Raw genomic sequence first — 22,353 nt, 5'->3', positions numbered from 1 at the left:
ATTTTTAGACTTGCTTGGCGTTTCGTTTTGTTTAGTTTTCAAAGAACAATCTGTATGTCGTGTTAGCGACTTTTATATTATATCAAGATAACTTTTCTTTGTCAACAACTTTTTTTAAAAGTTTTTTTGACTTATTTTAACTTGTTATCTCGTTCGCGTTAGCGACTTTTATAATATATCAGAATAACTTATTTTCGTCAACAACTTTTTTTTAAAGTTTTTTTAACGAATGTTCAACGAAGTGAACGATAGTTAATATATCATGGACAACTATTAGGATGCAAGTACTTTTTTACTTTTTTTCGCTTTTTTATATTATTTCTACATAACATCATAAAAATCACATATATCCAATACATTGACATACAACTCTTCATTAAGATTAGCAGTGTTTGTTTGCCTAACCATCCTGATCACTAAGCACGCCCTTTAATGTTCATAAGAATGAATTCCTTCAACAATACACTAAAAATCGGAAAAAGTTCAACACCAATTATATTTAAAAAAAACAGAGACATCCTTCTTGGATGCCCTGCAATGCAATTAATAGTTAACTTCGCTATTCTCTATTGCGTCTCTTCTTCTATTCATTAATATAAATAAAGATAACCCCACCAATACTAATGTTGCACCAAACAATTGTATAGCAGATAGGCTTTCATTAAATAAAAAGTACGCCAATACTGCCGCACCTATTGGTTCAAATAATATAGCCATCGATATTTTTGTTGCACTAACCCATTCAATTGCCCAATTAAAAAGTGAATGCCCCAACAATGTAGGAATGATTGCAAGCAAGATAAATAGGTACCACTCTTTTTTAGGATAATCGAATAACTCCTGGCCGCTCCCCAATACATAGATCAATAATATAATTGCGCTAATACCGTATACAATAAAAGTGTAAGCAGTTAACCCCATTCTTTTACGTACCATTTGTCCAATCAAGAAATAAGCTGTTGCAAGAGCACAAGCTACTATGGCAAGTACATCTCCGAACAAAGCTCCCTTATTATGCGAAAAATCGCTGGCACTAATCAATATACTGCCTGAAATCGCCACAATAATACTTACGACTCCACCGATAGATACTCGTTCCTTAAATAAAAAATAGGTACCTAAAAAAGCAAATATAGGCTGCATTGTGACTAGGACAGTTGAATTAGCCACTGAAGTATACCGAAGAGACTCAAACCAAAAAATAAAATGAAAAGCAAGAAACGCTCCGGCCGCTGCACATAATACCCAATCTTTTTTATTAATCCTTCCTATCTCTTTAACAGCCTCCCTACAAAAGTACGGAATTAGAATTAAACAGGAAAATAACATGCGGTAAAAAGCAATGACACCAGACTCGGCTTCCGAATAGCGAACAAGTATCGCTGAGAAGGATACAGCAATCACTCCTACAACAATGGCAAGATAAGGTTTAAAAAGTGACTGAGTCATATATTATTCCACCCTTTAACTGTAATTTAAACAAATAAATATTCATAATTCATAATTCTGGAACAGATCCGTCTCATATTCTATTCTATATAGAAGAACTTATAAAGGCAGGTTGGCAATATGGATTTCTCAATTGATATACAGATGATTATTAAATTATGCATATCAGCAGTATTAGGGCTTATCATAGGACTGGAACGGGAAATCAAAAGAAAACCTGTTGGTCTGAAAACATCTCTAGTAATCTCAATCGTTAGTTGTTTATTAACTATTGTCTCTATTGAATCTGCATATAATGCAAAAGGATCAGCATATGGAGTCACAGTAACAATGGATCCGCTCCGTCTTGCAGCCCAGATAGTATCCGGAATTGGTTTTATTGGAGCTGGCGTTATATTAAGGAGAGGCAATGACAGTATATCTGGTTTAACTACTGCAGCATTAATTTGGGGAGCAGGCGGAATAGGGATTACAGTAGGTGCAGGTTTTTATATGGAAGCAATAGCAGGTGTAGTTTTGTTAATCATCAGCGTTGAATTGCTGCCCATGTTATTTAATTATATTGGGCCAAAAAAGTTTAGAGAAAAAGAGTTAAACCTCCAGTTAATTATTGCAGAAAAAGACAGTATAGCGCCAATTATAAATTTAATTGAACAAAAAGAGATTTCAATTAAGTCTGTTCGCATAAAAGATCTGACTAACAGTCATCAAATTCGTTTAAGAACCACCATAGACAGCAAAAGGCTAATTACAGATGTTTATTATTCCGTTTCCTCTATCGATGGAGTCATGAGCATTGAAATTGAAAATGCATAATCAATAGGAGCAGGAAAGAAGCATAGGCAGTTTCTTTCCTACTCTTTTTTACCCTGCATTATAGCTTGGTTAAGTTAGAAGATTCAGCAAAAATACTTCATACAAGATTGACATTCGTATTAAATTAGTTAAAATAAGGTTGTACATAATTTTATTACTTATTATGGGGCTATAGTTCAGCGGGAGAATGCTTCGCTGGCAGCGAAGAGGTCAGGGGTTCGAATCCCCTTAGCTCCATACCGGAAAACCCTTGTATATCAAGGGTTTTTTCTTTTTTTACAGGAGACATCTATGCAAAGAATCGGTTGAGTTGCACAACTAGTGCACAATTTGTTAACTAGGCGTTTGACCTTAGAACTTCAAAGCGGACCTCCATAACAATTATGAGTGAAGATGTACTACTGTATAGTTAGAATTTATTAAGTTATTTTCTATTACAGCCATAATGATCAGCGAGTACATTTCCATTCCCCCCAAATAGCATAAAAAACAATTAATAATGATTTGTTAAGGAGCTACAGTCGTTGCTCCTTTTTCTTCTGCTTGAAAGAAGGTTTCTGAGAGTCAAATTCAGAATACAGGTTTTAACTCCTAAGACTTTCTAAGCACTTAAAAAAAGACCTTAATTTAAGTTAAGGTCTAAAATTACATATCCATATCCTCATTTATAAATAATTCATCTACTGTTGTATCTAATACTGCAGCTATACTAAAAGCCAATTGTAATGTAGGGTCATATTTATCGTTTTCAATCGCATTTATCGTTTGTCGTGATACATTGCAAAGTTTAGCAAGTTCTTCTTGAGATAGCTTTGCTGATTTTCTTAATTCTCTAATATGATTTTTCAACTTAACCACCATATTTCTTTTTGCAAAATAGTAGTGAGATTAAATACACTAAAGAAATACCTATAAGAGCAGTAAATGGATTTATGCCTTCGTAAGTGTTGTCTGTCCAGAAAGTTACATAAATAGATTCAACAAGATTAATCAATAAATATCCAATAACACCTGCAAATGCAAACGACTGAGCTTTCATCTTAATAAAATCTTTTCTTTCATCACCCAGTTGAGGTAATGACACAAGAGTAACGATGATGAGTAAAACACAAATTGCTAAAATCACAAACAACAGTAAGATAGCTAACCAATCCATTAATGACAGCTCCTTTGAAAATGTAAAAACCTTTTGACATTTTTATTGTATCCATACTCATCATAAATGTCAAAAAGTTTTTACATATCGGACTTCTAAATAATATAAATTATTCAAAGGCAGTAATCTAATGTATCTCACTTCTATAGGTTAACTCCCTGCTATCATCATCACTCTTGCAGTTGTATTAAAATCAAATCCACTATCTCGGTATGTGTTAAATGACCTGTTACTTTCACTTCATTTTCCACTTCCAAATAATCATTTGGGGTCCACCATTTTCGTAAAGCATCTACACCGAACTCTTCCTTTTTATCACGTGAGAGATGACGTTTTACCGTTTCTTCGAATGACAAGTCAAAATAAAAGATATATGCCTTTCCGCCATAGAACTGGATTAAGTCATTTAGCATTTGACCATAGCGACTTTTATTCAGAATTCCTTCTACAATGGTGTGTTCACATCTCCCTTTCCCATACTCAGCAATTTGACGAATCAAATCAATCGAAAGATTTCCTTCTCTATCCTGAACCTTCAACATCTCACGCCGAACATTATCTTGAGAAACTAACAGGGTACCTTTTCCTAACTGATCTTGAATGCTTTTAGCAATGGTTGTTTTTCCACTTCCGGAGTTTCCTCTTAGAATAATTAAGTTTGATTCCATCGATCCCATTCCCTATTATGTTTTTTATTTCTCTATAAGCCTCTTATGAAAATAATAATTCGGTATGATTAATCATTTTCCTTTTTATCATCTAAGTAAAAAAGTCGCCTCCTATAAATTAGGAAAGCGACTTTATGTCTCTACTGCTTAAACGGTCTTTTAAATTTAGATCAAAATCCTTACTTAAGTGAATATGTATAGTCTTTAGATACTCTGAACGAAGCTCACTATTAAATAAACAGCGATACAAACCACAATACTTTGTAAGTAAAGGCCTGCTTCCTTCTTTGCAGATTCATCTTTACTATTTTGATTTTTCACGGAACGTACGGAACCATAAAGAATACCTGCAATAACAGCAATTATTAAGGGAACTGTATTCATAGCATCTGCCTCCTTTGTGATTATTCTAACATAGAAGTTTTTCTTATATTATCTATAATGCTTTTGTGTATCAAATCTATTTACTATCCATAAAATAAGTATTACATTAGTTAATTTACCAAAATCTTCAGTATATATTTTTCGGTGAATATTTAGATACTACCTATTAAATTTGTTACGTTAATAAAGGATTAATTACATCTCAGGGGGTTCATAATGAAAAGTGGTAAACTGCTCTTTCTATTAGTATTGAGTATTATGCTGGTTGCTTGCTCATCAAAGGATGAGGAAAATAAAAATTCCGATAATGTGGATGTCAATAAGGGAATGGTAAATGTTGAAGTGACATTACCTGCATCATTTTTTGAAGACACAGATATGGTGAAACTAAAGAAAGAGGCTAAAGAGGACGGGGTAAAAGAAGTAATTGTAAATGATGATGGATCGGTTACATATAAAATGTCCAAATCTAAGCATAAGGAAATGCTGAAAGAGATGGGAGATACAATAGACACTTCCATTAAAGAAATAGAAGCCGATGAAGACTTTCCTTCAATTAAAAAGATAGAACACAATAAATCATTTACAGAGTATACGATTAAAATGGATCAGGAGCTTTATGAAAACAGCAGTATGGACGGATTTGCCTTCTTCAATTTAGCTTATCAATCACTGTACTATCAATTATTTAATGGTGTAAATTAAGATGATTATAAGGTTACCTTCCAGCTAAAGAACGAAGAAACCTCCAAAACATTTGATACCATCGTTTATCCGGATGATATCCAAACAGATGAGAATAAAACAGAAGAGAATAAGTAAGCCAATTTTAAGCTGTCTTCCCGATGAAGGCAGCTCTTTTCATGAATGAATAGTATTTCCACTATACAAATTCTGCTTTTCGTAAAACAATTCAATTCGTTCCCTCTCTTATACTATTTCCTCTTCGGAGCAATTTATTTTAAAAAAATTTCATCTCGATAAAACACCGAGAATCTTCAGTTAAGGGGAGATAATAACTTATTTTTAAAGAAGGTATAAATAGCCTTTCCCCAGATTTGAATACAATTGATTAATTATCTTTCTTCACTTTTATGACCTACTGCTTGCTCTTCCATAAGCTTTTTATAGAAAATCAGTGTTGTATTCTCATTTAATTTTCGGAGTTCACCGGTATTTATATAACCCATTTTTTCATATAGATGACAATTCCGTTCTTCTTCTTTTATCGTGGCCAGTTCCCAGCTTTTTGCTTTGCAATAATAATCTTCAATGATTTTTATTGTTTCCTGTGCAATTCCCATCCCCTGATATTCAGGTAAAATGAACATGGGACTGATTTTATATTCTTCGGTCCCCTCTCTCCACAGAATATTAATGGCTCCAACTAGCTGTTTATTGAACATAATTTTATAAAATACACCATTAGGATTGTTTAATCGTAGGATCAGCCGATCTACTTTTTCATTTGCAGGATTCGTATCGTAATCCTTATATTTTTCTAATAAAGGCATGAACGATTTGCGTTGGATGGCAAATAAAGCTCCTGCATCCTTTTCATCTGCCTTGAGCAATTCAATACTCATATTATCACTCTCCACTTGCTTCTAATTATTTAGATATGTATCCTGCCACGCTCTTTTCCTACGCCCTTTGTCTCAGCAAAAACGCACTTCTTCATTTATTTCGAATACGATGATAAAAAAACGGAAGGGACTGTAAGAATGGAATCTGAAAATGACTTAAATATATTGGATTTCGCCCTCCCGCTGCTGGATATTATTGTGATTATGCTGACAGACGAAAATCCTGTAAACGGGGTCATCCTTTTAGTGCTATTAAAAGCCGTAACAAACGATCCTTTAATGGAAATATTGTTTATGATATTAGCCATTGTTCTATGGGCTGCCCGACAGAGTGAAGAAGATTGAACTGTTTTTTAATATCAGACAGGCTATCTTGATTCCCACGTTCATCATAGTCTTAAATAACAAAATAATATTCTTGACTGCAAACTTGAAAAAGGCGCTATGTTGTTTAGCCCTTTTTCTTCACATTTAGGTAACATGGTTATGCAGTAATACTACTACACTTTTATAAATATGGGGATGGCGTTGATCGGCATGATTATCTAGCCCAAAATGGAACAGATGAAATAAAAACACGGATTTTATTAAATCTAAGTGTTTTTATAGGAGTATCATATAGTGAAACGACCGACTGCCTCTCACAATTGTTACATACTTTCCGATTTTATTTTCTTGGTGGTAGGGTTTATATAGGATTGATAGGATTTCCAGTAAACAAAAGCAACAAGAATAGATCCGCCTATGGCATTCCCCAAAAAGACAGGTACAAAGTTATTAAAATAATCCATCCAGGTAAAATAACCTTCAAATATTGCTGCCGGAATCACAAACATATTCGCTACTACGTGCTGAAAGCCAATTGCTACAAATGCCATGATTGGAAACCATATCCCTGCTATTTTTCCTGCGATATCGTTTGCACTGTATGAAAGCCAAACACCTAATGCCACAAGCCAGTTACAACCAACACCTGAAATAAGAGCCGGCCAAAAATCAACATCTATTTTATGAGCAGCCACGTCCACCGTTTTTTCGAGAAAGACACCGCTGGCTGTAAACTCTCCTAAGTGGCCAAAGAAATAAGCTACAAAAATAGCACCTGCGAAGTTGCTAATCGTAATCCAAAACCAATTGTGAACTAATCGTGAGAAAGGAATCCGTTTGGCAAGCCAGGCCATTGGCACTGCCATCATATTACCAGTCAATAATTCTCCGCCTGCAATTAAAATTAAAATAAGTCCAAGTGGGAAAACAGATGCACCAATAAATGTTCCAAAGGTCCCCCAGTCTTCAGGCAAGCTTGCGGTTACTCGGATATATAGTAAATAACCCACAGATATATAAGCACCGCCCAAAAATCCCAATAGTAATAAATTTGTTAAAGGTAAACTGGTCTTCTTCACACCTGCTTCTACTGCTGCTATGGCAATTTCCTGTGGAGTTTTGAAACTCATGTATGTTCTCTCCAATCTATGTAATACGTCTTCCACATCATCATATGGAAATAATTATCAATCTATCCAAGTTTATTATATTCGTATTTTAGAAATGCTTAAAGAGAACATTTTATGAATAATTCAAATTCTAATGATGTTAACTAAAAAATCCCCTCCGTTTTTTACAGATGGGGATTTAATTTATATCATTTTTTTATGTTCTTTTAATTCTTCATCAATCATGGAATCGAGTTTTATAATACTGGCTTTCGCTCTTTCATACTCAATCTTCCGATAATGGTGAAGGCCGCCTTCCTCTTCATCTTTTTCATCTGCCCATTTAACAATCTGTTGAAGAGGTGTTCTAACAATATCATTTGAAGGTAAAAAGGAATCTGTATGAAATAAAATTGCGAGGGAGATCGTTTTCGCCTGAACCGGATTTTCACCAAGCCTTATTAATAATTTATGCGCTCTTTCAGCGCCCTTAATTGGATGTATATCGTTCTTTCTATATAAATCATAATCCCATTTACCATTACGGTACCAAGTAAAATGTCCAATGTCATGGAGCAGACCTGCTTTTGCTGCAGAATCGACATCGATATTCTGTTCTTTCGCTAAATGAAAGGCATGGTAAGCAACGGCAATTGCATGTGCCAAGCCAGAACGATTTAAATATTTTTGAGCAATGCGATGCTCAAATATATCAAGTAAAGTTACTTCTCTCATAAGGTCTCCCTCCCTGGTTATTTTTGTATATTTATAGAGATAAATATATATTTTTGTGCATTATAGCATGGATACTTCACTGTTTAAAAGGAATTTATTATTCTATAAAATTATCTTGTTTCTGTACTTTTAAACGAAATTTTACAATTAGCCTTCCTTTACACCCTTATTCGCATTCATTCTTTTGCACTTTATGGCTAGTATTATCGCTAATCTTGGAAAACCGTGGCAGCTTGTCAAGATATTAACATGGACCAAGTTATTATTCATTATTGTATGTTCATGCCCTGTCTTTAAAAACGGCAAAATTCGTAGTTGGGCAGATACTAGTTTAGAAAAAACATAAGTATTTCCGAAAAACTCCCATACAAAAATATCCAGGATGACTTGTTTATCATCATCTAAAAAGGGAATTTTGTGAATACAGGAGGAGGAGTACAAATGAATCAGTATCAAACTTTTTTCTTCGAGGATGATGGTAGGATACCTAATAATCCAAACTTACCAGTCATTCTATATGATCAAGCTGTAGACAGCCCTGAATCCACTATGGAAAGCCTATTTAATGAAAATCAATGGCTAAATAGTTGGACAAATGGGGTATTTGACTATCATCATTATCACAGTAATTCTCATGAGGTACTAGGGGTTATTAGAGGTGAAGCCACCCTTATGATTGGCGGTGAAACAGGAAGGAAGATTCATGTTCAGTCAGGTGATGTGATTATTCTTCCAGCCGGAACCGGCCATAAACGCCTTAGAGCCAGCTCTGACTTTTCTGTCGTTGGAGCTTATCCAAATGGGATGGACTATAACACTAAATACGGGAAAGAAAATGAACGTCCTGAAGTATTAGAGGAAATTAGCAAGGTTCCCATCCCAAAGACTGATCCTATTAACGGTAAGGATGGTCCTCTGATAAAAGAGTGGCAGGTATAATTTCAAAAGAAGATATGCATGTTATACCGTTTGATAAAGTAGTGTGACTTTAAATTGTTCAGCGATTAATCTCCTGATTTTTTAGCGTTCCGCAAAACAATATTTTACTGTCTTTCAAAATGTTTCAAAGACTATTAATAGGGAATAAAGAACTTACTAAAATGAATATATAGGGGAATTATTATATGCCGGATACAAAAACAAATTTAAGTTTATTAGAAAAACAAGATATGACCAATCCACAAATCGTACCACAATGGGTAACAGAAGAATACCAAACATTTCATACCATTGTTACAAACCCAACATTTCCATGTTACTTTGGTATGAAAGCAGAAAATAAAGGAGAACTCCGTTATGCGTATATGACTCATAATGATTGGTCCTCTCTTCCAAAAGCAGTAGAAAGCTTTCTTGAACTATTTAAGAATCCACCTCATATAAGACACGGTTTATTTGTTTTTGTTGAACCTGAAAAAGAGGAACGCGATATCCCTTACTATAGAGATTATTTTTGGAGAATCCTACAGTATTTACACGAGCATGATCCGAAGCTTTGGCCTGAGGATAAACCGAAGGATCCTGAACATTTCCTTTGGGACTTTCACTTTGCCGGTGAACCATTCTTTATCTTCGGCAATTGCCCTGCCTACAAGCAACGGAAAACCCGTGACCTCGGTAATAGTTTAGTTCTTGGCTTTCAACCGCGAATGATTTTTGAAGGACTTGAAGGGACTGAAAAAGGCGGAATCATGTCCAGAGAGAAAGTTCGTGAACGAGTAGAGAAATGGGATCAGCTCCCTAAGCATCCGGATATCAGTCATTATGGGGATCAAAACCATAATGAATGGAAGCAATACTTTATCGGTGATGATATAGAACCAATCGCTGGGAAATGTCCATTTCACCATAAAGATTCATAATCATATAAAAAAGAAGCTGATCATTGAATCAGCTTCTTTTTTATAGAGTGGGAGCTTGTACGCCTTCAAGATTCGATACATTATTTAATAATCTGCTGAACCCTTCCCACCTGACCATCCGTTAACCGTACCTTAATGCCATGCGGATGTGTTGCTGAATTGGTTAAAATATCTTTAACGATACCGCGAGTTAATGCACCTGAGCGCTGGTCTTTTTTTAACACGATATCGACTTCTAGTCCTGCTCGTATATCACTGCGATTCTTTCCAGTGTTCATTTTTCTAACCTCCCTTATTTATCTCGATCCATAAATACATTCATTGAACATAACGTAATCTATCCACTAATGGTATAATGGAAAAATAGTAAAATCCACTTTTTTGGAGGCAATATGTTAACTTTTGAAGAAAAAATTGCAATTATAGAGTCCTTTAAGGAACTCGAACGTAAAAATGTTTCACTTGGGCGTATCAACTATCAATATCCTGAAAGCAAATTAGATAAATCGAATGTTGTTTATCACCTGCATCCAAACGGTAATGGTTTCGTTTATGCAGAAGGCATTCCTGGGTACCGTGTGGGTCAAAAGGGATTGGTGAATATCAAGGATTTTTCCGCTGAGCAATTAGAAACTATCATAGCTAAATCCATAGAGCTTCTATCTACTGATCCTTATGAGGATTATGCTGGCGATATAGCAGGTGAAGAAGAAACCTGGAGGAATAACGAAGGACATACTCTTACCGTTATAGCAGAAGAGGATATGTGGAATGTATATGCTGGCTTAAACCTAGATGGCACATTCCCATCCTACAATGAAGCAAAATCTTATTTAATGGAAGAAGGATTCCATAAAGTAAAGTAAACGAAAAGTAAAGTAAACGAACCTAACAGCCCGTTGGTAATCCATAATCCAATGGGCTGTTCCTATTTAATCCAACAAATAAACGGACCATGCAGACACTATCTAATTTATTTACCTGAAAACTCTGCCTTTCGCTTCATAAAGAAGGCACTGATTCCCTCCATCGCATCCTCCGAACGGGCTATTTTCAGCATATTCTCTAGTTCAATTGAGATTCCATCTTCTAAGGAAACTTCTGTACCTCTCCCCACAGAATCAAGGATCCCTTTAAGCGCAAGCGGCGGCCCTTCAGCTAAATTGGCTGCAATCGCTAAAGTTTCATACTTCAGCATTTTAGCAGGCACAACTTTGTTGATTAAACCATACTCCAATGCTTTTATCGCCGAAATTTTTTCACCGCTTAAGATTAATTCAAGAGCCCGCCTGCGGCCAATCAATCTTGGCAGCCGTTGGGTCCCCCCATAGCCAGGCATAATTCCGAGCTTTATTTCTGGAAGAGCAAACTCTGCTGTGTCTGCAGCTATTACCAAGTGGCAAGCCATTTGCAATTCATTCCCACCACCCAGCGCACGACCGTTTATGCTTGCAATGATAGGTTTAGAGAAAGACTCAATTCGGTTAAATAGATCATGCATCCCTTGAATCGTTTCCCTCGCTTTTTCCGGATCCGCTAAATCTGAAAATTCATTTACATCTGCACCAGCTGAAAAAGATTTTTCTCCCGCTCCGACTAATATAATAGCTCTAATCATATGATTATTTTCGATATCATCCAAATAGGTGCCAATCTCATATAATGTATCTCTGCTCAATGTATTTAGGGGAGGTCGATTAATCTTAATGATTGCCACCTTATCAGTTACCTCCAACAAACAATTTTGCCCCATTCCCCTACCTCCCTTTCCAGTATTACAGCAATTGCCTGACCAAAACCGATACACATGGTTGCAAGCCCAAATCTTCCGTTTGTTCTTTCCAATTCATTAAGTAAAGTGGCTATAATACGAGCTCCACTTGCGCCCAGAGGATGGCCCAATGCGATCGCTCCTCCATTCGGATTTACTTTATCCATATCTGGTTCCAGCTCTTTCGCCCATGCTAATACAACTGAAGCAAAGGCTTCATTCACTTCAAAAATATCGATATCATCCATGGAAAGACCTGCCTTATCCAATACCTTTTGTGTTGCCGGGATAATAGCACCGGTAACAAGAGCTACTTTTCCTTCCAGTGAAAATGACATACTTATTAATCTCCTTTCGATTTAGGCAATGACAGGCCAACTGCTACTTCATTAGCAGCTACCTCGATCTCTGCATATGCTTCTTCTTCATACATTTGTTCAATAACTTCTTTATACTTTTCTTCTATTTCTTTAAAACGTACCTTTAAGGACTGAGTCATCTCCCCACCCTCCACAGTCCATTCTTTCGTTACAATGATTAGTTTTTTGGGCTGTTCATAGCGTGCGAATTTATGAGTATTGGATTTTACTTCTCTCGTAATCAATTCCTGTACTTTTTTATTCGTAACCAACTCATTGACAGAACCACGAATGCCCTTCCTTTTGCACCAGCTCTTAAGATTTTCATAATTTAGAGTTAATAAGACGATTACATACTTCTGATTTTGTCCAACCAAAACGGCATTTTCTATATAAATACTTTGGTGAAGTGCATTTTCCACAGGCTGTGGAGCCACATTTATCCCCGAAGTAAGTACTATAATCCGCTTCTTTCGATCCACAATTCTTAAGAAGCCATCTTCATCAAACTCGCCTATATCGCCAGTCTTGAACCACCCATTTTCAAAGTGTTCCTTGGTAGCCTCTTCATCATGATAGTAACCTTTCATGATACTTGGGCCTTTAACAAGTACCTCACCATCATCTGAGATATGGACGTCCAGGTTCGGCAATGGTTTTCCTACTGTTCCAACTTTGGTTCTGGAAAACGGATTTACGCAGATAACGGGGGAGGTTTCTGTCAGGCCATATCCTTCAAGGACCGGAAGATCAACACTCCAGAAAAACTTCCCGATTTCTGGATTTAAAGCTCCTCCGCCTGATATAAAGCCTCTGATTCTTCCACCCAATTGTTTTTTTACTTTTTGGTAGACAAGTTTATCAGCTATTTTCCACTTTCTCCTAAACTCTTTCGGTAGTTCACTTTTACGAACCATTACATCTGTAGCACTGGATAAATAATATTTATATCTTGTATTTCCGACTTTAAGTGCCCAGTCAAAAATTTTTCTGCGAATAGGGGTACCGGATTCGACCATCTTTTGAGCCTGGGCATATACTTTTTCAAATAACAATGGGACACTGACTAGGATGGTAGGTTGTACTTCTAGAAGGTTTTGTTGTACGGTATCAATATTTTCTGCATAAGCAATTGTTGCACCAACTGACAAAGGAAAAAATTGACCTGCCATACGTTCAAATATGTGGGATAGTGGTAAGTGGGATAACATGATGTCGTCAGGCCGGGCTTCCAACACCCAAAATTGAACGCCTTCAACATTTGATAAAATATTTCCATGCGTTAACATTGCACCTTTTGGATAACCAGTTGTTCCCGAGGTATGAATAATCGTTGCTAAATCATCTCTTGTTATTGCCTGGAACTCATCTTCCCAGTTAAATAAAGGATGTTTTTCACCTGCTGACATTAATTGTTCCATTGTCAGCATATCTTCTTTCTTTTCTGCTAAGGAATCACCGGGATAAAAGATAATCAGTTTATCGAGAGTAGAATTAGCAAGAATCTTTTGCAGTTGCTTTTGATTTTCTACAAAAAGAAACTTACAGTCTGCATTACTGAGAATGTAAGAAATCTGATCAGATGGTAAAGTTGAATGGATTGGCACACTGACTGCACCCAAACTCATAATCGCTATATCGCTTATAGCCCAGTAAGGATTATTATCAGATAATATGGCTACATGATCACCAAAGCCAACCCCATAATGTGCCAGTCCGGCAGCCGTTTGTGAAACCTGTATCCAAAAATCCCTGTATGTGATCCCCTTATATTCACCTGCTACTTTAACCAAAAAACCATTCTTTTGTGAATTTTTTTCGGCTGTTCTCCAAACCATCTCTACCAAATTTGCAGGTTTCATAAAACACCTCCCTTAGGCCTACACGTCGTAGGGTCACGAAGACGTTGCCACACGATGTGGCGTTTTTAGTCTTTGGTCCACCTTACATGGTCTCCGTTTTTAGCGAGATCTAGCTTCCGTGGCTAAAAGCTCGGACATAAGCATAGCCTCTGCGGGGAAAGTTCATCCCCTACGAGCCTCTGTCTTATGCTCCTCGCTTTTGAGCAAGCCACTCCAGCTTTTCTTGAGATCTAGCTTCGGCTCCTAGCTCCTCGAGTCATAAGTGTAGCCACTGCTGGAGGGAGAACACCTCCCTACGTGACTCCTCTTATGCTTGTCGGAGCTGAACAGTCGCCTCAGCCTTTCTTATAAATATTCCTTTACGTTATATTGTTTCAGTATTCCTTCTAGTTTGATTGCTTTTCCGATGTCGCCTTTGATTTTTAGTTTGCCTGACATGAAGGCTACGGTTCCGTTTAGTTTGCCGAGAAGGAATTGGCGGAAGTTTTCGACAGACATGGTGAGTGTACAATCCGCTGGTGTTTCTTCTCCTTCGACTACCTCTGCCTGACCATCGTGTATATTAAGCTGATAGATTCCTTCTTCGGAACCGGTGATTGTGAATTGATAGCGTGTCGTAATTCCTTGAATTGGCTGAGGATCGTTTTTAAGTGCTTCCTCAATTTTTTCAAAAGACTCTCTTAATGTATAATCTTCAATTGCTTTTCCCATTTTAAAATTCCTCCCTTTATTATTAAAGGATATTTTTTTATTTTTCAGTTTTATTTAGATGCAGCATTTTTGTCCTGTCGTTTCACCACCTCCTGAACGTATTTATAAAATCATTACACACGAATACCATATGGTTCATACAGATGACGCGCAATAATTAATTGCTGAATTTGATTAGTCCCTTCAAAAATGTCATAAATTTTTGCATCACGATATAATTTCTCGACTAGATGTCCCTCAAGACCATATGGACCGAGTATTTCCTGACAGGCTGAAGTAACCTCCAAAGCAATCTTTCCACCATAGGCCTTACACATGGCTGCTTCTTTTGCATTCGGTTTTCCCAAATCTGCTTTCCAGGCAGCTTCCCAGGTTAACAGACGAGCTCCCTGAATTTTTTGCTGCATCTCTGAGAAGAGTCTCAGGGCTTGATGATAATGATTGCCGTGCTGAGGATATTCTCTTTTTACAAAATCCAATGTATATTCATAGGACGCTCTTGCAATTCCGGTAGCCATAGCTGCGATTATGGGCCTTGTGTTATCGAATGTTTTCATAGCAACCCTGAAGCCACCTGATCCATTCGCTTTATTGACATAGGCCTCTTCTCCACCTAAAAGGTTTTCATCCGGAACAAAGCAATCCTCAAACACAAGTTCTGCTGTTTCAGAAGCACGAAGACCCATTTTTTCCGCCAATCTCGAGCATGAGAAGCCGGGTGTACCTTTTTCTATAACAAATGCCCGGTGACCAGCCCTACCTAAATTGCGGTCTACCGTAGCAAATACAACAACCCAGGAAGCTCTTTTGCCATTTGTAATAAATATCTTCTGCCCGTTTATCACATAACCGCCGTCCACTTTAACAGCTGTCGTCTGTAAACCGGATACATCAGAACCTGCCTCTGGTTCAGTCAAAGCATATGCTCCCCACTTCGGTTTCTCATCTCTGGAGAAAATGGATAAAAAACGTTCCTTTTGTTCCGGTGTGCCGCTATGCTGAACAGGCGGACCTCCAAGCCCTGGCCCGGGTAGCGTCAAGGCAATCGCGCAATCTCCCCAGCCTAATTCCTCAGAGGCAATGACTCCCAATCGATTTCCTTGGCGCTCCTTCGCTTTTTTAAAATCTTTTTTCTTTTTATCATCATTGGACTCTCCAAAAGAAGACATGCTTAAAGAAATTCCGAGTTGATTTACTTTATCCAGCCAATCATCCGGTACTTTCTTTAATTGATCGGCAATCATGGATACCGGTCGCATTTCATTTTCAGCAAACCAATGGACCACTTCCTTAACTTGACTTTGATGTGGCGTCAACTCGTATGTGATCATTACTCATCCCCCTCTCCTTACCATACATGATCCAGTTTCCTGCCCTGATTTCTAAATCGCCCTCTTGTTCAAACCAACCGACTTGTGCCTGAGCGTCCCTCATCCACTTCTCAACAGGATGGTCCTGAACATATCCATGCCCACCAAGGAGCTGTACAGCTGAATCTGTTACATATCGAAGCGATTGATGGGCTTTTTTAAGTGCCTGGATACTGTGGAAAACAGCATCAGTTTCACCTTCATCAATTTGTTTTGCCGTATATAAAACAAGATGCCTTGCTGCACCCGTCTGGATAGCCATTTGTGCAAGGTTAAAAGAAACACCCTGGAATTTTGCGATTTCTACCCCAAACGCTTTTCTCTGGGAGGTATATTCAACTGTGTAATCAAGGGCAGCTGCCATAACACCAATTTCTTTTGCAGCCTCTAACGTACGTACACGGCTCAATGATTGATCCATCCAAGTTTCAGCTTCGGCACCACTAGCCAAAATATTGTTTTTGGAAACGCTTACTTCTTTAAGCTGAATTCTCGAAAAGCCGGCACTCAATAGCCCCAAGCGATAATCACCGTCAAGCACTCTCCAAGAATGATTATTGTCTTGATCTATCCAGAACAACACCGCTTCACCATTAGTAGCAGTTCCTGCAATTAATAGATATTCAGCCTTTCTGGCATTTTTCAGCGGACTCGTTTCTCCATCAATGATGTATCCATTGTCTATTTTTTTAATTTGGAGTTTATGTTGATTGGGATAAACAAAGGCGACTGTTGGGCAAATTCCCGTTTCACACTGAGTTTGATAAAAAGAAAATGCGTTATGATCCTCTTTTAGTCGAATAAACGATGCTCCCTCCCCGGCTCCTGGAAGCCCCTGAATAGTATCAAGGTCACCATAAGCAAGCGCCTCAACAATCTGTACCTGGGAAACGAGCGGCAATTCCAGGCCACCGTATGATTCAGGCAGTTCCAAATTTAATAATCCAAGGTCACTCAACTTTCTGACCACGTCCTCACTTACACCCTGATTTTTTTCCGTTTGCCTGGCATAGGGACGGATCTTTTGAATTGCAAAATCCTTTGCTACATCAACAAATGCCTTTTCTTCCTCACTTGGTAAAAAAGAAACCAACTTTCTCCCTCCTTCATATCAATAGTTTATTAATTTGAGAGACTGCTAAATGAGCGCATGACCAATCGGTTTAATAATCTAGCAAGATATTCTACATCTGTCTTTTGGTGATTTGGTTCCCGGAATTTTTGAATGACGACCTCATTGATTGCTCCAACCATTGCCTGAGAGATGATCCTAACTTCCTGTTCATTCACATTCTCCGGAAACTCCCGATAGGCAAAAACAAAGATGAGATCTGCGAAACTTTTAAGTGCTTCTCGTCTGACCAGTTCTACTTCGAATGAAACTCCGACTGATTCGAGTAAAATAAAATTGGCAACAGCCTTATTGGAAAAGCAAATTTCCAAATAGCGAAAAATTCCGGCATATGCTTTATAACCAATTCGTGGTTCCCGTAAAGCCGCAAGCTTAATCTCTTCTGCAACTTCTCCAATCAAACTTTCACAAAGCGCAACAATCAAAGTCTCTTTATTGCCGAATTGTTGGTAGAACGTTGTTTTCGAGACATGTGCATACTCAACTATGTCCAGAACTGATGTATTCTTGTAACCTCTTGTAGTGAATAATTGGAGGGCTGCATATAGCATTTTATCTCTTGCTTCGGTCGGCAGGTCATTTACATATAACATTCTTATCATTCCAATCCCATGTGTGAGTACGAATACGTATTGGTATCATCATACCTACTCAAAAGGGAAATTTCAACAAAATTGTTAGAAAATTTAATTTATTTTCTTCGACAAAAAAAGAGCCTCCCAAAGTAAAATGGGCACGGCTCTTAAATGAAAATGTTTATTTAAATATTTCAGGATAGATTTTTTCAGCTATCAATTGCAAGCCTTCTGTTAAACGTGGTCCCGGTCTTGACACTGTGTCATTATCTACATCATAAACCTGCTTATTTTGAACGGCAGGTACCTCGGACCAAGCTTTTCTTCCATATACCTTTTCTTCTGGATTTTCAATATAATAGCCATATGTAGTAAGAATAACATCAGGATTGCGATCAATGACTTGTTCTTCATTCATTGTTACCCAACCCTCTTGATCAGCGGCAATATTCTCTGCCTGAATGATATCAAGCATTTCGTCTATATAGGTTCCGTTAGCCGCTGTATATAAATCCGGTGAGGAAGATACTTCAATCCAAACCTTCTTCTTATCTTTTATAGCACTTGCTTTCTCTTTAATTTCTGCTACTTCTTTTTTCATATCCGAAATAATTTCATCAGCTTTGTCTGATGTTCCGGTTGCTTTAGCAATCAATTCAATTGTTCCATTTGCACCATCAAACGAATTGGCGTCAGGTACGATAATAACATCAATACCAGCTGTCTGGAATTGTTTAATGGTATCCTTAGCATTATTAAAATGACTGGCAGAAAGCAATAAAAGATCCGGATTTAATTCCAACACTTTTTCAATATTGATTTCTAACCCGCCGACCTTAGGTTTGTCAGCAGCTTCTGTAGGAAAATTACAATAATCTGATACACCAATGATTTTCTCTCCAAGACCTAGTGCATAGGCCGTTTCAGTATTGCTTGGCAGCAAGGATACGATCGTGTCCGGCTTTTCCTCAATCTTGATGCTTTCTCCGGATCCATCCCTTACCTCAACAGGAAAGGCTGTGGACGTTGATTCAGAAACCTCTTTCTTCTGGTTTGAGTCATCTTCAGTTGACGAACACCCAAACATTAACATAGATAGCGTAAGCATTAGCATAAATAAAAATAAATAGTTTTGCTTTTTTAGCATAGTTATTCCCCTTTCCAACATAATAAAAAAGCCTTAGCTCGAAAAAAGCTAAGGCGAAAATCCACATTAAAATAACAGGATTGGACGCCTACTTTTCCCTCCGAAAAATAGTACATACAAAAGAAAGAGCAGGTCTCCTGGCTGACGCATCAATTTACTCTGATTTACCTTCCCATGCTCTAAACAAAGAGCCGGTGGTTTACAAATCATTTCATCCGCGTATACAGTAGCGGGGGCTGCACCGGATTTGCACCGGTTTCCCTATTATCCTAATAAATAAGGCACTCTTACACTATTCAATATTTATATTTTTTATATAATCAGCTATCTTCATTCTTCTTCATATTCAACATCAGTATGTTCCCTGCAAAATTGTAAAACCATCGATAATTCATCTTCCTCAAGCTCAAAATCCAAAATACTTTGTGTTTCACTTTCTATAAACTCATATTTTGAAATTTGGTCCTGATTTTCATCCCTTACATATATAACACGCAATAGAAGACCCTTATCGGTATATAGTTCATCTTCCTCGGGAACGGAAATCTCCAGTACATATTCGAACCTTTCTCCAGAAAGGATACCAAACGGGTCTTCCAGTTTCTCAACTGTATAACTTTGTATCTCGATCATCTTTATCAACCTTTCTAAAATGCTTATGTCTATTATACATGTTCAATCTCTTTATTAAACATTTTACCCAATTATTCAACTCCGTTTAGGAATATTTTTTAACAAGAATCAAAAACTATATTAAAATCACTTAATCCATAGGAGTTTATTATGCGTACTCTATCTGTTCTCACATTGCTCATTATCCAGCTTCTTATTCCGTCTGAAACATTTGCAAAGACAGCCTACCTCAGTTTTGATGATGGTCCCTCAAACATCACACAGGAAATCCTCGATATCCTCAAAGTTCAGGATGTTAAGGCAACCTTTTTTGTAACGGGAACAGCCAGCCCGGGACATATGTATTTATATAAAGATATCGTAAAAAATGGACACGCTCTTGGACTGCATTCCTATTCTCATAATTATTCCAAAATCTATCGATCCAAGGATACTTTTTTTAAAGACATTACTCAACTGGAAGAATTTTTGGAAAGGGAAGTAGGCGTAAGCCCGAAAATCCTACGATTCCCCGGCGGCTCCAATAACTATGTCGCAAAACAATATGCCGGGACTGATTTAATGGATCAATTAAAGACTGAGGTAATAAAAAGAGGATATAAATATTATGATTGGAACTGCGATGCTAACGATGGATTAAATCCTCCAATTCCAGAAAAAAAATTACTTAAATTAATTATGCAAGGGGTAGGTGAAAAAGAAAATCTCTATATCCTCCTGCATGATTTTAACGGCAATACAACAATCGTGGATGGGCTTCCGGAAATCATTCGCCGTCTGAAACATAAGGGATACACCTTTAAAATAATGGATGAGTCCACACCAACTTTTGAATTTTAAAAATGATAAATACTCCTATCAGTTCAAATCGCAAATGCTGTCCATTATTCTGTAACGCTTCTTTTCTAACCTGAAATAAGGTTTACATTATAAAACAAACGCCCTTTCAGGTAGGGGCGTTTTGTTTTTTATTATTCGACTACAAGGTAATTGCCATGTTCCATATTGATTACGTATTCTGGCTTTGGGGGCTTACCTCCGTGCTCCTTGATTTTCGCTTTATGGCCAGCGATATGCTCAGGGCTCTTTTCCCATGCTTTCCATGCTTCCTCTGATTCCCAGCGGATAATCATGACAACTTCTTCTTCCCCACGCGTTGTTTTTTTCACTAATAACTCCCGACTTATAAAGCCTTCACGCTGCTCAATTAACGACGGACCTTGATCTGGCTTCTTTTTGAAGCGTTCCAATATCTTGTCTGAATTTCCCTCTGTCACTATCCACTTACGGATTTGAACAAACATACATAATCGCCCCTTATTAAAGGAGCATGCCCCACTTGAGACATGCTCCTTGTTATGAAGATTATTTTAATTCATTTAAGATTTCATCTAATTTTTCTGCTTCAGTCGTTACACCGTTACTTGAGAAGTACCAGTTAACACCGTCTAAGTAGACAATTTTGCCTTCTTTGTAAGCACTGGTTTTTTTGATAATATCATTTTCAATATCTTTTTTAATTGTTTCTACATCAGAAGCAGTACGGTCGATAATTAACAATACTTCTGGATCAACAGAAAGGATTGACTCATAAGAGAAATCAGAACCGTGGGAAGATGCTTCGATATCAGTTGTTGCTGGCTTGAAGCCAAAGTCATTATATACATATGCGAAACGTGAATCTTCACCATTGTCGAAACCGGAGATTTTCTTGTCATTGTACATCGCTACCAATGCATTTTCATAACCAGCAGCTTTTTCTTTTACTGCATCAACTTTTTCTTGTAATGAAGCTTTCAATTCTTTGCCTTTTTCTTCTTTATCAAAGATTTGAGCTGCTAAATCAACTGTTTCATATACAGCCTCTATGTAATTATCATTGTCAGAACCAATGAAAATAACGTTAGGTGTGATTTCTTTTAATTGTTCATAAAATGGTGTTTGACGACCAGAGATGAAAATAACATCCGGCTCAGCAGCTGCTACTGCTTCAAAATCGATTTGCTTTAGTGTACCAACATCGGCAACACCCTCAGCAACATATTTTTCTTTTAAATGCGCTGGCATATTTCCTTTACCGCCACCAGCAGCTACGCCTACGATTCCTTCAACACCTAATGCATCAAGTGTATCTAAAAAGCCATAATCCAGAGCAATAATGCGTTCTGGCATTTTATCTAATTTTACTTCTTCAAATGTAGTTGTCGTACCCTTTTCTTCATCTTCACGTGATTCTGTTAAGGAAGATACTGTCATTGGAAATTTAGAACTTTCGACAGTTTCTTTTTCTTCTGTTGGTTTTGTCTCAGAAGACTCCCCTGTTGTTGACTCGTCACCTGAGTTACAAGCTGTCAACATTAATGTTAACGCTGCCAAAGCAGTTAAAGTTTTCCATTTCTTCATCCTTTGTTCTCCTCCTAAAATACGCTGTTGGTAATTGAAAACGATTATCATTTTCAATCGACATTATCATTCTAAATGAGAATCACAAAATATGTCAACTCTTTTGAAGTGTTTGATAAATAATTTTATTTTTCCTATCTGACCTAACGAGAATTAGACATGGATGATTTCGTATCATTCTCGAGATATTCTCTCCTTGAAAAGTTAAATATCAGTTAGAAATGTGCTCAGCAAAAGAAATACTATAAAAAAAGACTCCAAAATAACAGCTATTTTGGAGTCTTCGCGAAAACTTAAG

Annotated in this window: 26 protein-coding genes, 1 tRNA gene, 1 pseudogene and 1 riboswitch; of the genes and pseudogenes, 8 read left to right on the top strand and 20 right to left on the bottom strand. The window is 37.3% G+C overall.

The features are described 5' to 3' along the window. Positions 1 to 543: 543 nt before the first annotated feature. Positions 544 to 1,449 carry a DMT family transporter gene (locus A8L44_RS12965; protein WP_066106823.1) on the bottom strand — a complete coding sequence of 302 codons (906 nt, stop codon included), beginning with the start codon at positions 1,447 to 1,449 and terminating at the stop codon, positions 544 to 546. 120 nt (positions 1,450 to 1,569) lie between these two features. On the opposite strand from A8L44_RS12965, the gene A8L44_RS12960 reads away from it, so the two are divergent. After that, complete coding sequence (locus A8L44_RS12960; RefSeq protein WP_066106820.1) at positions 1,570 to 2,265, top strand: MgtC/SapB family protein; 696 nt, start codon at positions 1,570 to 1,572, stop codon at positions 2,263 to 2,265. A 165-nt stretch (positions 2,266 to 2,430) separates the two neighbouring features. Then, a tRNA-Ala gene (locus A8L44_RS12955) sits at positions 2,431 to 2,502 on the top strand. Positions 2,503 to 2,910: 408 nt separating this feature from the next. Here the strand turns inward: A8L44_RS12955 and A8L44_RS12950 are convergent. The 4 genes from A8L44_RS12950 to A8L44_RS12935 form a co-directional block, all read right to left on the bottom strand. Further along, complete coding sequence (locus A8L44_RS12950; protein ID WP_066106817.1) at positions 2,911 to 3,114, bottom strand: helix-turn-helix transcriptional regulator; 204 nt, start codon at positions 3,112 to 3,114, stop codon at positions 2,911 to 2,913. Position 3,115: 1 nt separating this feature from the next. After that, entirely contained in the window at positions 3,116 to 3,421 is a 306-nt protein-coding gene (locus tag A8L44_RS12945) for a hypothetical protein (RefSeq protein ID WP_066106813.1), read from the bottom strand. 170 nt (positions 3,422 to 3,591) lie between these two features. Beyond that, entirely contained in the window at positions 3,592 to 4,089 is a 498-nt protein-coding gene (locus tag A8L44_RS12940; protein ID WP_441294135.1) for a kinase, read from the bottom strand. A 204-nt stretch (positions 4,090 to 4,293) separates the two neighbouring features. Next, a complete protein-coding gene (locus A8L44_RS12935) occupies positions 4,294 to 4,473 on the bottom strand; it encodes a hypothetical protein (protein ID WP_066106805.1) in 180 nt (59 codons plus the stop codon). A 216-nt stretch (positions 4,474 to 4,689) separates the two neighbouring features. Between A8L44_RS12935 and A8L44_RS12930 the strand changes: the two genes are divergently transcribed. Further along, positions 4,690 to 5,178, top strand: a complete 489-nt coding sequence (locus A8L44_RS12930) for a hypothetical protein (RefSeq protein ID WP_254654717.1) — start codon at positions 4,690 to 4,692, stop codon at positions 5,176 to 5,178. 371 nt (positions 5,179 to 5,549) lie between these two features. Here the strand turns inward: A8L44_RS12930 and A8L44_RS12925 are convergent, their stop codons facing one another. Continuing rightward, on the bottom strand, positions 5,550 to 6,059 hold the full coding sequence (locus A8L44_RS12925; protein ID WP_066106802.1) for a GNAT family N-acetyltransferase: 510 nt from the start codon (positions 6,057 to 6,059) through the stop codon (positions 5,550 to 5,552). A 138-nt stretch (positions 6,060 to 6,197) separates the two neighbouring features. Between A8L44_RS12925 and A8L44_RS12920 the strand changes: the two genes are divergently transcribed. After that, positions 6,198 to 6,404, top strand: a complete 207-nt coding sequence (locus A8L44_RS12920) for a hypothetical protein (RefSeq protein WP_066106799.1) — start codon at positions 6,198 to 6,200, stop codon at positions 6,402 to 6,404. Positions 6,405 to 6,709: 305 nt separating this feature from the next. On the opposite strand, the gene A8L44_RS12915 is transcribed toward A8L44_RS12920, so the two are convergent. Together A8L44_RS12915 and A8L44_RS12910 are read right to left on the bottom strand one after the other, a co-directional pair. After that, the gene (locus A8L44_RS12915) at positions 6,710 to 7,516 is read right to left on the bottom strand and encodes a formate/nitrite transporter family protein (RefSeq protein ID WP_066106796.1); all 807 of its coding nucleotides are present in this window, start codon (positions 7,514 to 7,516) and stop codon (positions 6,710 to 6,712) included. A gap of 183 nt (positions 7,517 to 7,699) precedes the next feature. Continuing rightward, positions 7,700 to 8,230: an HD domain-containing protein gene (locus A8L44_RS12910; RefSeq protein ID WP_066106793.1), complete on the bottom strand. Its 531-nt coding sequence runs from the start codon at positions 8,228 to 8,230 to the stop codon at positions 7,700 to 7,702. 441 nt (positions 8,231 to 8,671) lie between these two features. Between A8L44_RS12910 and A8L44_RS12905 the strand changes: the two genes are divergently transcribed. Both A8L44_RS12905 and A8L44_RS12900 read left to right on the top strand, forming a co-directional pair. Next, complete coding sequence (locus tag A8L44_RS12905; protein ID WP_066106790.1) at positions 8,672 to 9,169, top strand: cupin domain-containing protein; 498 nt, start codon at positions 8,672 to 8,674, stop codon at positions 9,167 to 9,169. 185 nt (positions 9,170 to 9,354) lie between these two features. Beyond that, positions 9,355 to 10,092: a YqcI/YcgG family protein gene (locus tag A8L44_RS12900; RefSeq protein WP_066106787.1), complete on the top strand. Its 738-nt coding sequence runs from the start codon at positions 9,355 to 9,357 to the stop codon at positions 10,090 to 10,092. A gap of 80 nt (positions 10,093 to 10,172) precedes the next feature. On the opposite strand, the gene A8L44_RS12895 is transcribed toward A8L44_RS12900, so the two are convergent. Then, the gene (locus A8L44_RS12895; protein ID WP_066106784.1) at positions 10,173 to 10,370 is read right to left on the bottom strand and encodes a YwbE family protein; all 198 of its coding nucleotides are present in this window, start codon (positions 10,368 to 10,370) and stop codon (positions 10,173 to 10,175) included. A 114-nt stretch (positions 10,371 to 10,484) separates the two neighbouring features. Here A8L44_RS12895 and A8L44_RS12890 point away from each other — a divergent pair, with 114 nt between their 5' ends. Next, positions 10,485 to 10,958 carry a hypothetical protein gene (locus A8L44_RS12890; protein ID WP_066106781.1) on the top strand — a complete coding sequence of 158 codons (474 nt, stop codon included), beginning with the start codon at positions 10,485 to 10,487 and terminating at the stop codon, positions 10,956 to 10,958. A 107-nt stretch (positions 10,959 to 11,065) separates the two neighbouring features. On the opposite strand, the gene A8L44_RS12885 is transcribed toward A8L44_RS12890, so the two are convergent. From A8L44_RS12885 to A8L44_RS12845, 9 genes and pseudogenes are all read right to left on the bottom strand, one after another. Continuing rightward, complete coding sequence (locus A8L44_RS12885) at positions 11,066 to 11,845, bottom strand: enoyl-CoA hydratase/isomerase family protein (RefSeq protein ID WP_066106778.1); 780 nt, start codon at positions 11,843 to 11,845, stop codon at positions 11,066 to 11,068. Further along, positions 11,818 to 12,171, bottom strand: a pseudogene (locus tag A8L44_RS12880) (hypothetical protein); the annotation flags it as partial. The pseudogene A8L44_RS12880 and the gene A8L44_RS12885, both read right to left, overlap by 28 nt. Positions 12,172 to 12,206: 35 nt before the next feature. After that, the gene (locus A8L44_RS12875; protein WP_066106774.1) at positions 12,207 to 14,084 is read right to left on the bottom strand and encodes an AMP-dependent synthetase/ligase; all 1,878 of its coding nucleotides are present in this window, start codon (positions 14,082 to 14,084) and stop codon (positions 12,207 to 12,209) included. Between the two features lie 345 nt (positions 14,085 to 14,429). After that, positions 14,430 to 14,795, bottom strand: coding sequence for an SCP2 sterol-binding domain-containing protein (locus A8L44_RS12870; RefSeq protein WP_066106771.1), 366 nt, complete (start codon positions 14,793 to 14,795; stop codon positions 14,430 to 14,432). A gap of 113 nt (positions 14,796 to 14,908) precedes the next feature. Beyond that, positions 14,909 to 16,126, bottom strand: a complete 1,218-nt coding sequence (locus tag A8L44_RS12865) for an acyl-CoA dehydrogenase family protein (protein ID WP_066106767.1) — start codon at positions 16,124 to 16,126, stop codon at positions 14,909 to 14,911. Beyond that, positions 16,086 to 17,258, bottom strand: coding sequence for an acyl-CoA dehydrogenase family protein (locus A8L44_RS12860; protein WP_066106764.1), 1,173 nt, complete (start codon positions 17,256 to 17,258; stop codon positions 16,086 to 16,088). The genes A8L44_RS12865 and A8L44_RS12860 overlap by 41 nt, the downstream gene beginning before the upstream one ends. Before the next feature lie 29 nt (positions 17,259 to 17,287). Further along, positions 17,288 to 17,899 carry a TetR/AcrR family transcriptional regulator gene (locus tag A8L44_RS12855; RefSeq protein ID WP_077248123.1) on the bottom strand — a complete coding sequence of 204 codons (612 nt, stop codon included), beginning with the start codon at positions 17,897 to 17,899 and terminating at the stop codon, positions 17,288 to 17,290. A 154-nt stretch (positions 17,900 to 18,053) separates the two neighbouring features. Next, positions 18,054 to 19,019 carry an ABC transporter substrate-binding protein gene (locus A8L44_RS12850; RefSeq protein WP_066106758.1) on the bottom strand — a complete coding sequence of 322 codons (966 nt, stop codon included), beginning with the start codon at positions 19,017 to 19,019 and terminating at the stop codon, positions 18,054 to 18,056. A gap of 110 nt (positions 19,020 to 19,129) precedes the next feature. Beyond that, positions 19,130 to 19,323, bottom strand: a riboswitch (cobalamin riboswitch). 26 nt (positions 19,324 to 19,349) lie between these two features. Then, a complete protein-coding gene (locus tag A8L44_RS12845) occupies positions 19,350 to 19,652 on the bottom strand; it encodes a DUF6509 family protein (RefSeq protein WP_066106755.1) in 303 nt (100 codons plus the stop codon). Positions 19,653 to 19,802: 150 nt separating this feature from the next. Here A8L44_RS12845 and A8L44_RS12840 point away from each other — a divergent pair, with 150 nt between their 5' ends. After that, the gene (locus tag A8L44_RS12840) at positions 19,803 to 20,492 is read left to right on the top strand and encodes a polysaccharide deacetylase family protein (protein WP_066106751.1); all 690 of its coding nucleotides are present in this window, start codon (positions 19,803 to 19,805) and stop codon (positions 20,490 to 20,492) included. A 131-nt stretch (positions 20,493 to 20,623) separates the two neighbouring features. Here the strand turns inward: A8L44_RS12840 and A8L44_RS12835 are convergent, their stop codons facing one another. Together A8L44_RS12835 and A8L44_RS12830 are read right to left on the bottom strand one after the other, a co-directional pair. Next, the gene (locus A8L44_RS12835) at positions 20,624 to 20,956 is read right to left on the bottom strand and encodes an antibiotic biosynthesis monooxygenase family protein (protein WP_066106747.1); all 333 of its coding nucleotides are present in this window, start codon (positions 20,954 to 20,956) and stop codon (positions 20,624 to 20,626) included. 61 nt (positions 20,957 to 21,017) lie between these two features. Further along, on the bottom strand, positions 21,018 to 22,055 hold the full coding sequence (locus tag A8L44_RS12830; RefSeq protein ID WP_066106744.1) for a siderophore ABC transporter substrate-binding protein: 1,038 nt from the start codon (positions 22,053 to 22,055) through the stop codon (positions 21,018 to 21,020). Positions 22,056 to 22,353: the final 298 nt, after the last annotated feature.

This window comes from Bacillus sp. FJAT-27986, from assembly GCF_001685035.1.
GTDB lineage: Bacteria > Bacillota > Bacilli > Bacillales > Pradoshiaceae > Pradoshia.
This window is presented reverse-complemented; position numbering and strand designations above follow the sequence as displayed.

Bases quoted from the DNA above. Each gene is read 5' to 3' on its own strand.
- A8L44_RS12915 (WP_066106796.1), bottom strand. From the start codon at position 7,516: ATGAGTTTCAAAACTCCACAGGAAATTGCCATAGCAGCAGTAGAAGCA.
- A8L44_RS12930 (WP_254654717.1), top strand. From the start codon at position 4,690: ATGAAAAGTGGTAAACTGCTCTTTCTATTAGTATTGAGTATTATGCTG.
- A8L44_RS12920 (WP_066106799.1), top strand. From the start codon at position 6,198: ATGGAATCTGAAAATGACTTAAATATATTGGATTTCGCCCTCCCGCTG.
- A8L44_RS12845 (WP_066106755.1), bottom strand. From the start codon at position 19,652: ATGATCGAGATACAAAGTTATACAGTTGAGAAACTGGAAGACCCGTTT.
- A8L44_RS12940 (WP_441294135.1), bottom strand. From the start codon at position 4,089: ATGGAATCAAACTTAATTATTCTAAGAGGAAACTCCGGAAGTGGAAAA.
- A8L44_RS12945 (WP_066106813.1), bottom strand. From the start codon at position 3,421: ATGGATTGGTTAGCTATCTTACTGTTGTTTGTGATTTTAGCAATTTGT.
- A8L44_RS12960 (WP_066106820.1), top strand. From the start codon at position 1,570: ATGGATTTCTCAATTGATATACAGATGATTATTAAATTATGCATATCA.
- A8L44_RS12885 (WP_066106778.1), bottom strand. From the start codon at position 11,845: ATGGGGCAAAATTGTTTGTTGGAGGTAACTGATAAGGTGGCAATCATT.
- A8L44_RS12830 (WP_066106744.1), bottom strand. From the start codon at position 22,055: ATGAAGAAATGGAAAACTTTAACTGCTTTGGCAGCGTTAACATTAATG.
- A8L44_RS12965 (WP_066106823.1), bottom strand. From the start codon at position 1,449: ATGACTCAGTCACTTTTTAAACCTTATCTTGCCATTGTTGTAGGAGTG.
- A8L44_RS12875 (WP_066106774.1), bottom strand. From the start codon at position 14,084: ATGAAACCTGCAAATTTGGTAGAGATGGTTTGGAGAACAGCCGAAAAA.
- A8L44_RS12850 (WP_066106758.1), bottom strand. From the start codon at position 19,019: ATGCTAAAAAAGCAAAACTATTTATTTTTATTTATGCTAATGCTTACG.
- A8L44_RS12835 (WP_066106747.1), bottom strand. From the start codon at position 20,956: ATGTTTGTTCAAATCCGTAAGTGGATAGTGACAGAGGGAAATTCAGAC.
- A8L44_RS12840 (WP_066106751.1), top strand. From the start codon at position 19,803: ATGCGTACTCTATCTGTTCTCACATTGCTCATTATCCAGCTTCTTATT.
- A8L44_RS12935 (WP_066106805.1), bottom strand. From the start codon at position 4,473: ATGAATACAGTTCCCTTAATAATTGCTGTTATTGCAGGTATTCTTTAT.
- A8L44_RS12910 (WP_066106793.1), bottom strand. From the start codon at position 8,230: ATGAGAGAAGTAACTTTACTTGATATATTTGAGCATCGCATTGCTCAA.
- A8L44_RS12895 (WP_066106784.1), bottom strand. From the start codon at position 10,370: ATGAACACTGGAAAGAATCGCAGTGATATACGAGCAGGACTAGAAGTC.
- A8L44_RS12870 (WP_066106771.1), bottom strand. From the start codon at position 14,795: ATGGGAAAAGCAATTGAAGATTATACATTAAGAGAGTCTTTTGAAAAA.
- A8L44_RS12865 (WP_066106767.1), bottom strand. From the start codon at position 16,126: ATGATCACATACGAGTTGACGCCACATCAAAGTCAAGTTAAGGAAGTG.
- A8L44_RS12905 (WP_066106790.1), top strand. From the start codon at position 8,672: ATGAATCAGTATCAAACTTTTTTCTTCGAGGATGATGGTAGGATACCT.
- A8L44_RS12925 (WP_066106802.1), bottom strand. From the start codon at position 6,059: ATGAGTATTGAATTGCTCAAGGCAGATGAAAAGGATGCAGGAGCTTTA.
- A8L44_RS12890 (WP_066106781.1), top strand. From the start codon at position 10,485: ATGTTAACTTTTGAAGAAAAAATTGCAATTATAGAGTCCTTTAAGGAA.
- A8L44_RS12900 (WP_066106787.1), top strand. From the start codon at position 9,355: ATGCCGGATACAAAAACAAATTTAAGTTTATTAGAAAAACAAGATATG.
- A8L44_RS12855 (WP_077248123.1), bottom strand. From the start codon at position 17,899: ATGATAAGAATGTTATATGTAAATGACCTGCCGACCGAAGCAAGAGAT.